This window comes from Agromyces lapidis, from assembly GCF_009749405.1.
Lineage (GTDB): Bacteria > Actinomycetota > Actinomycetes > Actinomycetales > Microbacteriaceae > Agromyces > Agromyces lapidis.
The window spans coordinates 113,990-125,994 of the sequence record NZ_WBIQ01000002.1; the positions used below are offsets into that span (position 1 = coordinate 113,990).

Below are 12,005 nucleotides of genomic sequence, written 5' to 3' on the forward strand. Positions count from 1 at the left end.
ATCAGTCCATGCCCGGGTTGCCAGGAGCGGCCGAGCCCGAGTCGCGCGCCGCGCGTCGCAGCGCAGAACTCGGCGGAACGCTGCGGCCGCGCCGCATGCCCGATCGTGCGAGCGTGTGGGCGCCGCCCGCGCCCGAGCAGGGTGGGGGCGCTGCGGGGTCGCCGGCGGCCGTGTCGCCTGTGCCGCCCGCGGTGCCCGCGCAGGTGCCGCCCGCCGCCGTGCCCGCCGAGGTCGAGCGCTACTACCTCTGCTGCGAGGTGCCGAGCGGCGACTTCGTCGAGGTCATCCTCGCGGTCAGCGACGGCGGTCGTCGTCGCTACTTCACGACCAGCGACGGCGACCGCCTCGCCGAGGTCGACGAGTACTACTTCGTGCGCCGCAGCCTCGGCGACGCCCGGTCGATGCTCGAGCTCGACGCCCGCGAGATGGCCGAGCTCGAGGCCGAGCTGAACTTCGTGCGGCCGCTGCGCGGCCGTGATCCGCTCGCCGAGCTCGCGGCCGAGGCGGCGGGTGGGGCGCCCGCCCCCGAGATCACGACGGCGGATGCCACGCAGCCGACCGCACCGCAGACGCCGATCGACTCCGTGGTCGCCGCCGAGACGCCGTCGGCGCCCGAGCCCACGACTGAGGTCGCACCGGTCGTGGGGCCGACGCCGGTCGCGGAGGCCGCCGCGCCCGCTCCGGTCGCTGACCCCGCCGCGCGCGTCGACGCGGCCGCGCACGCCGTACCGGGACCGGTGGAACCTGCCGCGCCTGCCTCGCCTGCCGCGCCCGCCGAGCCCGCGCCGGCAGCCGAGTCGCCCCGCTCCGCCGAGGCACCGCCGGTCGCCGAGCCAGCGCCGGGCGCGTCCGTTCCCCAGCCCACCGCGGCGCCCGAGACCGATGCCGAGGCATGGGCCGAACTGCTGCGTCGCGCCGGGTTCGAGCCGCCCGAGTTCGGTCTCGACCAGGTGGACGCCGAGCCGGCCGAACCGGAACCCGCGCCCGCCCCGGTCTCGCACCCCGACGCACTGATGACCGAACCGGTGCTCATGCAGTGGGCGGAGACGATCGACCGGCAGCCCGAGCCCGAGCCGTCGCCCGAGGTCATCGCTGAGTCTGCGTCCGCGTCTGAGGCGCTGCCCGTGAACGAGCCGTCGCCGGCGGCGGAGGCGGCCGCCGATACCGCCCCCGCCCCCGCGGCTGTGCCCACTTCCTCTCCCGAGGCCGAGGCCGAGGCCGCGGCCGAGGCTGCGACCACGCCGGGAGTTGCGCCCGCGCCGGAGACCGAGCCCTCGCCCGTGTCGGCGCCCGAGACCGCGGCGACGCACCCGGACCTGGCTCCGCCGGCACCTCTCGCGCCGCCGAAGCTCTCGCTGGTGCCCGAGCCGCCCGTCGTGGCTCCGGTGGTCTCGACCCCGAGGCTGACGCTCGTGCCCGGCCCGCCGCCAGAACAACCCCCCACTCCCGCGTCGGCGTTCCCGCCGATCGCGGAGGTCATTCCCGAGGCGGTGCCCGCCCCTGACGCGGCACCCGCCTCCGACCCCGACTCGAACGAGGAGACGAACCCTGTGGCGATGATGACGAACCCGACGGATGCGCTCGCGCCCGCGGCATCCGTGACCCCGATCGCGGCGCCCGCCGCCCTGCATTCCGCGCCCGCCCGCGCGGTCGACGCCGATACGGCGGCGCAGGTCGCGCTCGCCAAGGGCATCGCCTTCGTGGCGCACCGCGGCCAGGTCGACCAGGTCGGTGCCGACTACATCGACCACCCCGGTCGTGTCGCCGAGCACTTCGATGCGGCGACCGAGCCGGTCGCGACCGCGGCCGCTTGGCTGCACGACGTGGTCGAGCGCAGCGCAGTCTCCGAGCAGGAGCTGCTCGAAGCGGGGGTGCGACCCGACATCGTCGAGATCGTGGTGCTGCTCACCCGCACCTCGGGCATGAGCGACGACGAGTACTTCGCACGGATCCGCAGCAACCCGCTGGCCCGCCGCGTGAAGCTCGCCGACGTCGCCGACAACTCGTCGCCGTGGCGCGTGCGCAAGCTCGACTACGACGCCCAGCAGCGCCTGGCCGCCAAGTACCGCCACGCCCGCGAGGCGCTCGGGTAGTCGCTCCGGCACCCAGGGGACGCTCCCGGCAGTGGCGTCGCGCGAAGACGGTACCGAGCGGCCGCAGGGCTGAACGTACTACGTCACTGATACGCGCTCGGTATCGCGATACCGGAGGCGGATCAGTGACGTAGTCGGCCGAGCGCCGAGGTGCCGAGGTGTCGACGTACCCGGCCCGATAGTGGATGGTCGACTCACTCCATGCGGGCGGCGTGCGCACCGTCGCGTGCGCGTGCGCGCCGAACGACGTCGTACATCTGGTGACCGATATCTTCGAATGCGGGCAGTTCGGGCCCGCTGAGATGAATGACGGGGTGGACATGGTCGAGCACGAGCGCCGATCGGGCTGGAAGCGATTCTGGGAGAAGGGCGACTGGTGGCGGGCGCTGATCCTCGTCGCCGGGTACTTCGTGCTCTACCAGCTCGCCTCGCTCTCCGTGTTGCCCCTGCTCGGAGACCTCGATCCTGAGAGCGCGGGCTACATCCTGACGGTCTACGCACTGCCGATCTTCATCGGGTGCGTCATCCTCGTGGTCTTCGGGCTCTCGGTGGGATGGCTCGGTGAACTGTTCGCACGTCAGCCGATACGGGGCAGCTGGTGGATGTGGATCGCGGTCGGCGTGGTGCTCCTGTTCAACGTGCTCCGGTTCGCCACGATCGACTACGGCGCGACCGACTTCGGCTTCGTGGCCGCCTGGCTGCTGGCCGGCCTCTTCATCGGCTTCGCCGAGGAGACGCTGACCCGCGGCTACGTCGTGAACCTCATGCGCAAGGCCGGCCACGGCGAGCTGGCCGTGGCGACCGTCTCGGCGGCGGTGTTCGCCGCCCTGCACGCCGGCAACCTCCTCTCGGGGCAGTCCCTGTTCGCGACGCTCGTGCAGCTCGGGTACACCTTCGCGTTCGGCATCTGCATGTACCTCGCGCTGCGGGTGACCGGAAACCTCATCTGGCCGATCCTGCTGCACGCGACGACCGACCCGAGCATCTTCCTGCAGACCGAGTTCCCGGCCGACGGGTCGCTGACCGCGTTCGCCGGACTCGGGAACGTCGCGGTGATCATCACCGGGCTCGTGCTGCTGATCTTCATCCGGGGCAAGGTCGGCTCTCGCGACACCCTGCTCGCCTCCCGGTGACGTGACTCGGGGCCGCGTCGTGGACGACGCGGCCCCGAGGCATCCGGCTCGCTATTCGGAGGCGAGCGCGTACTCGCCGTCGGCGCAGCCCGTGACGAGCCAGCCGCCGTCGACCTGCTCGAGCTCGACGCGGCTGAGGCCGCGCTCTTCCGAGAACTCCGGCTCCGCCGTACCGGGGACCCACACCTGGAGTCCGCACGTCGGCTGGTCGACGACGCCCGTGAGTGTGAACTCGGCGCGGTCGTCGCCCGCGACTCCGGCGCGAAGGCTCGTCAGCGCGCCGGGCGCCTGCTGCGGGTATGCCCGCGACAGGATGCTCAGCAAGTGCTCCTTGCGGGGCGCCTCCTCGCCGGTCGCGCAGAGCTCGGAGAGCAACCCGTTGCCGAGCTCCTGGATGCCGTTCTGCGGGTCGCCGCACGCCTGCTTCCACACCCAGTAGGCGCTGCCGAGCATGCGCCGGTCCTCTTCGGCGGCGTACCGCTCGAGGTGCGCCGTGGTCGACGCGTCGTCGCCCCAGTAGCCGTACTCGCCCGACCACATCGGCATGCCGAGCTCGTCGGCCACGCGCTGGCCGAGCTCGAACTGCCGCTCGGTGCTGACGATCGTGGGCAGGCCGAGCGAGGCATCCATGGTGATCGACTCGGCGTAGAGGTGGGGCGAGAACGCCACGTTCAGGTCGTCGGTGAAGCCGCGCGACGGCCCCGAGTCGAAGCCGAGGCCCGACCAGAGGATGCTGGGCTCGACGAAGACGATCTGCGGCGCGCCCGCCTCCCGGATCGCCGCGATCGCCTTCGCCGAGTACTCGCCGTTCTTCTTCGACGTCGTCACGGGCGCGGTCTCGCCGAAGCCGGGCTCGTTGAGCAGGTCGAAGCCCGCCACCGCCTTCTCGTCGGCGAACTCGCCCGCGAGCTCGCCCCACGTGCGGGCGAGCGCCGTCTGGATGCCGTCGGTGTCGAACCAGAAGTGCTCGAAGGCGCGGTCGCCCGCGGGGGAGATGTCGCGGCCCGTGAACGAGCAGCGCGGCGTGCCGTCCCAGTGGGTCGCCCACTCGGGGGCGCCGTCGTAGCCCCACATCGGGTCGGTGCCCGGCCGGCACACGGTGCCTTCGGCGGTCGGCAGGTTCGACCACCCGTCCTGGTGCATGTCGAGCACCGTGCGGATGCCGTGCTGCTCGCCCCAGGCGACGGCCTGCTTCACCGTCGCGAGGTACTCGGGGTCGAGCTCGCCCTGCGTCGGCTCGAGGGCCGACCACGACATGCCGAGCCGTACGACGTTGAAGCCGTACGTGGCCATGTCGGCGAAGTCCTGCTCGGTGAGCTCGCGGGTCACGGGCACCTCGGGGCGCGCCTGGTAGAAGTCGACGAGCTGGTTCACGTTGACGCCGCGCAGCAGCACTTGGTGTCCCTCGCCGTCGGTGAAGCGCCCGTCTTCGACGCGCAGGAACCCGACGGGCACGGAAGCCTCGTTGTCGGCGGTCGCGACGGCCGGCGCCGCGGGGGCGATGAGCGTCGCGGCGATCGCGGCCACCGCCACGACGGCCACGCCGACGCCCGCGCCGGCCGCGATGCGTGCCGGCGAGACATCCCGCTGCTCGTTCGCCGCGTCGCCTGCCGCGCTGTCTGCGAGGCCGGCGCTGCGCGCCGCGCGCTGCGCGACCACGCGGTCGGCGATGAGGGCGACGATCGCCGCGATCCAGCCGGTGCAGGCGCCGACGGCGAGCCCGTCGGCGACGTGGATGTAGGTGGCCATGAGCGGCCAGAGGTCGCCGCGGAACCCGTCGTCGACGACGAGGCCGATGACGCCCTGCGCGAGGCCGAGGAGTCCGCCCGCGACGAGCGCGCCGAGCCAGGTGCCGAGGAACCCGGGCACGCGCCGGCGCATCCACCGGATGCCGAGCCACGCGGCGCCGATGAGCAGCGCGATCGCGACGAGCATGCCGACGATGCCGAGCGCGTCGGTGCCGGGCCGCGGCGTCGGGATGCCGGGGGCGTAGGTCGCACCGGTCCACCACGAGCCGGCGAGCAGCGGTGCCACCGCGCCGACCGTGATGGCGGCGGGCCAGACGGTCGCGCCCTTCGTTCCGTCGGTCGAGTAGGCGCGCATCGCCGTATCGAGACCACGTCGCCGCGCCACCATCCGCTCGACCACCCTCACGACGCCGGCCACGATCAGCGCGGTCGGCACCGCCTTCGCGGTGACGTAGCCGCCGGCCCAGGCCGCGAGTGCGAGGTCGCCGGTCATCGCGAAGCACGCGGCGAACTGCGCGAGCTGCGCCGCGAGCACGACGCCCGCGGTCAGCGTCCAGAAGCGGTCGCCCGCACGAACGGCCGCCCACCAGACGACGGCGAGCATGACCGGCACGAACACGATGTACCGGGCGACGGGCCACCACAGGTCGAAGCGCGGTGTCCCGCCGGGCCACCCGACGAGGGCGAGCAGCCCGGTCGGGTCGATCACCGCCTGAATGATCAGCAGCAGGGAGGTCGCGGCGACGGCGACGATCGGACGGCGCAACGCGCGCATGGCACTCCATCGTGTCTCGGGGGTCGGGTCTGACCAGCATCCGTACTGCTTGCTGGCCGGTCAAGAGGAATGTGGGACAAGTGACCCACTTGTGACCTTCGGGCGCTCGCCCGTCGGTCGAGGAGCGATGATTCCTTCGCCGGTCGAGTAGCGACGAAGGAGCGTATCGAGACCACGGCGCCACCCCACCCCCTTTCGGCAGAATCCCGGAGCTGATACCCATGAACATGCCCACCGACGACGTGAACGCCGCACCGCTCGACGCCGCCCGCCGCGTCATCGACGCGAACACCTACCTGACTCTCGCGACCGCCGATGTCTCGGGAACACCCTGGGCGACCCCCGTCTGGTTCGCCGAGCACGAGCTGCGCGAGTACTTCTGGGTCTCGCGCCTCGAGACCCGCCACTCGCAGAACATCGCGGCCCGCCCCGAGGTGGCGCTCGCCGTCTTCGACTCGACAGTCGCCGTCGGCAGCGCGATCGCGGTGTACGTCGACGGCGTGGCCGGCGAGGTTTCGGCTGACGACCTCGAGGCGGGCCTCGAGGTCTACGGCGCGAAGTCGGAGGCGAGGGGCATCCGCCGGTGGACGGCAGCCGACGTGACCGGATCGGCGCCGTTCCGTCTCTTCCGTGCGACGGCCTCGCAGGTGTTCGTGCTCGACGAGCGCGAGCGGCGCGTGCCGGTGCTGTAGGCGCGGAACGCGCGCAGACCGAGCGCCGAAGAGCGCCTCCCGGCGGCGGGACTTCCCCGACAGAAGCTGTGCACAAGTGGCGTTGTGGCCTCGAGTGCTGTGGAGTTGTGGAATTGTGGCGCGGTTCGTCGGCCGACACCCTCCGGCCGGCCGAGATCAACACGTCGAGCAGACGGGGGTCAAGGGTTCCCGAGCCCGCTTCCAGCCCCCGCCCCTAGGATCGATCGCATGGCTGGATTCTGGGGCAAGCGCAAGCGCGAAGATCAGGAACTGCAGGCCCAGGACGCCGATCTGGCGAAGCGGGCGGGCACTGCGCTGGTCGCCGCCGACGAGCGCGTGCGCGTCACGGCCGACGAGCTCGCCTTCGCCGAGGCCGAGCTCGGGCACGACGCCACGGTCGAGCTGAGCGAGGGACTCGCCGCGGTGCGCGAGCATCTCGGCGAGGCGTTCCGCCTGAACCAGCTGAACTACGACGAGATCCCCGACACCGCCGACGAGCTGCGCGCCCGCAACGCGCGCATCGTGCAGCTCTGCGACTGGGCCGAAGACGTGCTCGACGAGCGCACCGCGGTGCTCGCCGACAAGATCGCGCGGGCGCGTCGCGCCCCCGAGATCATCGCCGGCGTCCGAGCGGATGCCACGCGCCTCCGCGCACTCGTGCCGCACGCACGCGAGACCATCGAACGGCTCGCCGCCCGCTACTCGCGCGAGGCGCTCGCCCAGGTCGACGTCAACCCGAGAGAGGCCGAGCAGCTGCTCGGATTCGCCGAGCACGGTGCCGCCGTGGCCGAGCGCCGACGCGAGGCCGGCCAGCGCGAGCAGGCCAACCTCGCCCTCGAGGCGGCGACCGAGTCGACGCGACGCGCGGCGACCCTGCTCGACGCGGTCGAGACCTTCGAGATCGAGGCGCTGCGCGCCGAGTCGACCTTGGCCGCGATCGTCGAGGACTCCCGCGGCGACCTCGTCGTCGCGCAGCGCGAACCGCAGACGCCCGCGGTCACGGCCGCGATGGCCGCGTTGCAGTCCGCCCTCGCCGCACTGCCCGCAGCAGGGGTCAACACCGACCCGTTCGCGCAGCTGACCCAGCTGCGCGACGCGAACGCCGGGCTCGACGCCGCGATCGCCGCCGCACGCGAGCGCGCTGCGCGCCCCATCCCGCCGCTCGAGCACGTGCACCACGCCATCGACGACGCCGACCGCCAGCTCGCGGTCGCCCGCGACGTCATCGCGGGCCACCGCGGCTGGATCGGCGCCGACGCCCGCACCCGCCTCGCCGAGGCCGAGCGGGTGCGCATCGACCTCGACCACTTTCTCGGCGCACCCGCGGCGACCGTCTCGGTCATCGGCGAGGATCACCGCGAGCAGGCGATGGCGATGGCCCGCCGGGTCGCGCACCTCGCCGCTGAGGCGCTGCAGCTCGCCAAGCGCGACATCGACTCCTCGCGCCCGCAGGGGCCCGGTGGGTGGGGCGACTCCGGCTGGGGCGGCGGCCGGCGGGGCGGAAGCTCAGACGTGATGGGCGGCATCCTCGGCGGCCTCGTCATCGGCAGCGTGCTCGACGGCATCTTCGACTGACCCCCTCACCGGTCGAGGAGCGAAACCCCGGTTGCCGGTCGAGCAGCGAAGCGTATCGAGACCCCGGACCGCGCCGCCGCGACGATCCCGACAGCCCGTAGCGGGTTCTGCGCGCCGAACGTAAGATCGCAGCATGGCCGGGTTCCGGGTCAGGCGCCGACTCGGCGCGCACCAACTCGAGGCACACGACGCCGATCTGGCGAAGCGGGCCGGGGCGGCCCTGTTCGCCGCCGATGAGCGCGTCCGCGCCGCCGCCGATGAGCTCGGCTTCGCCGAGGCCGAGCTGGGTGCCGGTGCGATTCAGCAGCCGGGCGAAGCGCTCGCTGAGGTACGCCGACAGTTGGGCATCGCGTTCCTCTTGAACCGGCTCAATCACGATGCGATGCCCGGCACGGCCGACGAGGTGCGTGCTCGATACGAGCGCGTCGTGCAGCTGTGCGAATCCGCCGAGCACGTGCTCGATGAGCAGCTCACCGCGATCGCCGAGCGGATCACACGGGCGCGCCGCGAACCCGAGTTCATCGACGGTCTGCGGGCCGAGCTCGAGCGTCTGCGCGCTCGCGTCCCGTTCGTCGGCGAAGCGATCGGATGCCTCGCCGCCCGCTATGCGCGCGAGGCGCTCGTCACGGTCGAGGCCGATGCCGCCGAGGCCGAGCAACTCCTCGCATTCGCGGAGCACAGCCTGCGCGTGGCCGAGCGACGTCGCGAGGCGGGGGCGCGTGAGCAGGCGCAGCTCGCGCTCGAGGCATCCGCTGAATCGGTGCGCCGTGCGGCCGCGATGCTCGACGCCGTGGAGGCCTTCGAGGTCGAGGCGCTGCGCGCCGAATCCGCCTTGGCTGCGATCGTCGAGGAGTCCCGTCGGCACCTCGCCGTGGCGCTCGACGCGCCCCCATCTCGCAGCCTCGCGACCGCGATCGACGAACTGCGGGCGGCCCTCGCGGGCCTTCCAGCCGGGGTCAACACCGATCCGTTCGCCCATCTGAGTCGAGTGCGCTCGGCGCATACCGCGTTGGAATCGGCGATGGCGGCGGCTCGCGAGCGCGCGATGATTCCGACCCCGCCCGTCGAACAGGTGAGCCCCGCGATCGAGGCCGCCGACCGACGGCTCGATGTCGCCCGCGACGCAATCGCCCGCAACCCGGGCCGCATCGGCGCCGAGGCCATGAAGGTGCTGGCCGAGTCCGAACGCATCCGCACCGATCTCGGGCACTACCTCGGCAGCCCCGCGGTGACGGTCGCGGTGACCGACCACGATCACCAGGCGCAGGTGGTGGCCATGGCCCGGCGTGCCGCGTTCCTCGCGAGCGAGGCCCTCTTCCTGGCGCGGCGCGACATCGAAGCATCCCGACGCCACGCCCTCGGCCGCGGGGCGATGTCGGCGGTCTCGTGACCCCGTCGGTCGAGTAGCGAAGCGTATCGAGACCACCCGCCCCGCGCGCCAGTGAGCGCACCGCACCCCAGAACAGGGGCGCCACGCCCCTAAAGCGGCGTAGTCGCGAATCCCTGCGCGTCGCGTCGATAGGCTGCGACGAATGTGCGCCGCGTCGAGCGGGCACGTCACCTCGAAAGAAAGGCCCCCGATGGTGGAGACCGCACCGATGCTCGCGTGGACGTTGCAGAACGAGATCCCGATCCCGGAGGACGTGCACGCGCTGCTCGTGGAGGGCGAGCAGGCCGTCGCCTCGTTCAAGACCTTCCGCGACTCGGCGACCTTCACCACCAAGCGGCTCATCGTGCGCGACGCGCAGGGCATCACCGGCAAGAAGATCGAGATCTACTCGCTGCCGTACAGCTCGATCAACATGTGGTCGACCGAGAACGCGGGTGGCTTCCTCGATCGCGACGCCGAGGTCGAACTCTGGACTCGTGCCGGCCACATCAAGGTCAAGCTCACGAAGGGCGCCGACATCCGCCGCATCGACAGCCTGCTCGCGTGGGCCGTGCTGCAGCGCTAGTCGGCGGCGGGTGCCTCCGAGTTCCTCCGCTACCCGAGGGATGACTGCGAGCGATTGTCGCCGATCTTGGCACGCTGTTTGTAGATGGAGTGGCTCGGGTCGAGGAGATCCATGAGGTCGACCAGCCGATTCTGGACATCGGCGAGGCGAGATCGTCCGGCGTCACCAATGCCGTTCGTGATCGGTTCCAACAACGCGTCGAACCAAGCGCGAAAGTCATTGTCGCGGCGGAATCGAGCCACGAACGTCGCGTACCGCATCACCGACGGGAATCTGCGCTCGCCGACCACCTCCCACCTGAACATCAGCTCTCCAATGGCGTGCTGTTCTCCTGCGAAGAGCATGAGCTCTTTGCCGTAGGCGTCGGTCTTCAACGCATCGCTCACCTCCCTGATCACGCTTGTAATACTCGTGGCATCGGCTTTGGAACCATTGGACGAGCCGATGAGCTCGAGCGACTCCTTGAACAGCGCCGCCTGTCGTGTTGCCTCTGCCCACCCGAAGTACTGCGCGAACAGGAAGCACGTGTACTCGGTGGCGTTGGCGCGCCAGCGGTCTTCCGGCCCGCTCCCGTAGGTTTCGAGGAACCCCTGCTTGAGGATGTTGTAGATCCGGCTCTGCAGGTCTGAGGCCGCGTAGAGGAGGGGTTCTATCGACTGCTGCATGACGTCGCGCTGGCGCGCCTGAGCGGCAGCGTGCTGCTCCGATCGCTTTGCCCTGCCTGCCGCAATCACCGAAATGATCGCTGCCGCAAAACCAAGCAGAGGGGCGATCCAGAGCACGACTTGATCCATGATCGGATGCTAGACATCGGCGAGGCATCGCCCGAGTTGGCGCGCCGAACGGCTGACGGGCGGCAGGTCGGGCAACGGCGTCGACCGTGCCGCCTCACTAGCTACGAAGCGTGCGCCACCCTTATGACTGGTGAGCATGGCGGGATCTCTCGACTTGTTGACCGATGCGGACTGCTGGATTCACTGCCTCAGCGCCACAATGATCGAGTGACTCGCCGCGGACTGCTCCTCTTCATCGCGCTCGGAATCGCGTGGGGCATCCCATATCTCTTCATCAAGGTCGCCGTGTCGGAGCTCGACCCGGGCATGGTGGTGCTCGCCCGCTCGGGGCTCGCGGCGATCCTGCTGCTGCCGCTCGCGCTGTTCCGGCACGAGGTCGGCCCGGTGCTCCGCCGCTGGAAGCCGATGCTCGCGTACACCCTCGTCGAAATCGTGCTGCCCTGGTACTTCTTGAGCTCGGCCGAGCAGACGCTGCCGAGCTCGACCGCCGGGCTGCTGCTCGCCGCGGTGCCGCTCGCGGGCGTCGCCATCGCGTTCCTCATGGGGCGCCCCGAGCGCCTCTCGGGCACGAACTGGATCGGCATCGCGCTCGGCATGCTCGGCGTCGCCGCCCTCGTCGGCTTGGATGTCGCGGGCTCCGACCTGTTCGCCGTCGCCCAGATGGCCGTGGTCGTCGTCGGCTACGCGCTCGGCCCGGCGATCCTCGCGCGCTGGATGCCAGACCTGCCGGGCATCGGCATCGTGGCAGTCTCGCTCGCGGGCGCCGCCGTCGCGTATGTGCCGTTCGTGCTGCTCACCGGCGGCGTGCCGACCGCTTGGCCGTCGCCGCCCGTCATCGTCTCGGTGATCGTGCTCGCGGTGATCTGCAGCGCGCTCGCGTTCCTGCTCATGGTCGGCCTCATCGCCGAGATCGGCCCGGTGAAGGCGACCACGATCACGTACGTGAACCCGGCCGTCGCGATCATCGCCGGCGTGGTGGTGCTGGGGGAGCGGGTGACCGTGTGGACGGTCGTGGGGTTCGTGCTGGTGCTGGCCGGGTCGTATCTGGTGACGAAGAAGCACTCCGGCGAGACCGGCTCTGTCGGAGCTCAGCGCCAAGGGCAGGCTTCAGCTCCGCTGGTGGAGTAGGCCGGTATCACCGGCTCTATGGGCATCGTGGATGTTGTACGGATGCCACGTGATTCGTCTGGCACCAGAACGGGGGTGCGTCGGCGCTGCCTCAAGCCATGTCCGAGGTTCT

Annotated in this window: 9 protein-coding genes; 7 read left to right on the forward strand and 2 right to left on the reverse strand. The window is 71.3% G+C overall.

Features of this window, described 5'->3' with window-relative positions:
• Nucleotides 1-8 precede the first annotated feature (8 nt).
• Both GQQ93_RS18025 and GQQ93_RS03735 read left to right on the forward strand, forming a co-directional pair.
• Nucleotides 9-2,093, forward strand: a complete 2,085-nt coding sequence (locus GQQ93_RS18025; protein ID WP_246192073.1) for a hypothetical protein — start codon at nt 9-11, stop codon at nt 2,091-2,093.
• Nucleotides 2,094-2,413: 320 nt separating this feature from the next.
• Nucleotides 2,414-3,226 carry a CPBP family intramembrane glutamic endopeptidase gene (locus GQQ93_RS03735; protein ID WP_157422904.1) on the forward strand — a complete coding sequence of 271 codons (813 nt, stop codon included), beginning with the start codon at nt 2,414-2,416 and terminating at the stop codon, nt 3,224-3,226.
• 51 nt (nt 3,227-3,277) lie between these two features.
• Here the strand turns inward: GQQ93_RS03735 and GQQ93_RS03740 are convergent, their stop codons facing one another.
• Entirely contained in the window at nt 3,278-5,749 is a 2,472-nt protein-coding gene (locus GQQ93_RS03740; protein ID WP_157422905.1) for a cellulase family glycosylhydrolase, read from the reverse strand.
• Between the two features lie 221 nt (nt 5,750-5,970).
• Between GQQ93_RS03740 and GQQ93_RS03745 the strand changes: the two genes are divergently transcribed.
• From GQQ93_RS03745 to GQQ93_RS03760, 4 genes are all read left to right on the forward strand, one after another.
• Nucleotides 5,971-6,441 carry a pyridoxamine 5'-phosphate oxidase family protein gene (locus tag GQQ93_RS03745; RefSeq protein ID WP_212277245.1) on the forward strand — a complete coding sequence of 157 codons (471 nt, stop codon included), beginning with the start codon at nt 5,971-5,973 and terminating at the stop codon, nt 6,439-6,441.
• A gap of 228 nt (nt 6,442-6,669) precedes the next feature.
• A complete protein-coding gene (locus tag GQQ93_RS03750; protein WP_157422906.1) occupies nt 6,670-8,016 on the forward strand; it encodes a hypothetical protein in 1,347 nt (448 codons plus the stop codon).
• A gap of 133 nt (nt 8,017-8,149) precedes the next feature.
• Nucleotides 8,150-9,406 (forward strand): hypothetical protein, encoded by a 1,257-nt coding sequence (locus GQQ93_RS03755; protein WP_157422907.1) that lies wholly within the window; start codon nt 8,150-8,152, stop codon nt 9,404-9,406.
• Nucleotides 9,407-9,596: 190 nt separating this feature from the next.
• Nucleotides 9,597-9,971, forward strand: a complete 375-nt coding sequence (locus tag GQQ93_RS03760) for a PH domain-containing protein (RefSeq protein ID WP_157422908.1) — start codon at nt 9,597-9,599, stop codon at nt 9,969-9,971.
• A gap of 29 nt (nt 9,972-10,000) precedes the next feature.
• Here GQQ93_RS03760 and GQQ93_RS03765 read toward each other — a convergent pair whose 3' ends face one another.
• Nucleotides 10,001-10,765, reverse strand: coding sequence for a hypothetical protein (locus GQQ93_RS03765; protein ID WP_157422909.1), 765 nt, complete (start codon nt 10,763-10,765; stop codon nt 10,001-10,003).
• 207 nt (nt 10,766-10,972) lie between these two features.
• Between GQQ93_RS03765 and GQQ93_RS03770 the strand changes: the two genes are divergently transcribed.
• Entirely contained in the window at nt 10,973-11,893 is a 921-nt protein-coding gene (locus GQQ93_RS03770) for a DMT family transporter (protein ID WP_157422910.1), read from the forward strand.
• Nucleotides 11,894-12,005 lie beyond the last annotated feature (112 nt).

Bases quoted from the DNA above. Each gene is read 5' to 3' on its own strand.
- GQQ93_RS18025 (WP_246192073.1), top strand. From the start codon at position 9: ATGCCCGGGTTGCCAGGAGCGGCCGAGCCCGAGTCGCGCGCCGCGCGT.
- GQQ93_RS03735 (WP_157422904.1), top strand. From the start codon at position 2,414: ATGGTCGAGCACGAGCGCCGATCGGGCTGGAAGCGATTCTGGGAGAAG.
- GQQ93_RS03740 (WP_157422905.1), bottom strand. From the start codon at position 5,749: ATGCGCGCGTTGCGCCGTCCGATCGTCGCCGTCGCCGCGACCTCCCTG.
- GQQ93_RS03745 (WP_212277245.1), top strand. From the start codon at position 5,971: ATGAACATGCCCACCGACGACGTGAACGCCGCACCGCTCGACGCCGCC.
- GQQ93_RS03750 (WP_157422906.1), top strand. From the start codon at position 6,670: ATGGCTGGATTCTGGGGCAAGCGCAAGCGCGAAGATCAGGAACTGCAG.
- GQQ93_RS03755 (WP_157422907.1), top strand. From the start codon at position 8,150: ATGGCCGGGTTCCGGGTCAGGCGCCGACTCGGCGCGCACCAACTCGAG.
- GQQ93_RS03760 (WP_157422908.1), top strand. From the start codon at position 9,597: ATGGTGGAGACCGCACCGATGCTCGCGTGGACGTTGCAGAACGAGATC.
- GQQ93_RS03765 (WP_157422909.1), bottom strand. From the start codon at position 10,765: ATGGATCAAGTCGTGCTCTGGATCGCCCCTCTGCTTGGTTTTGCGGCA.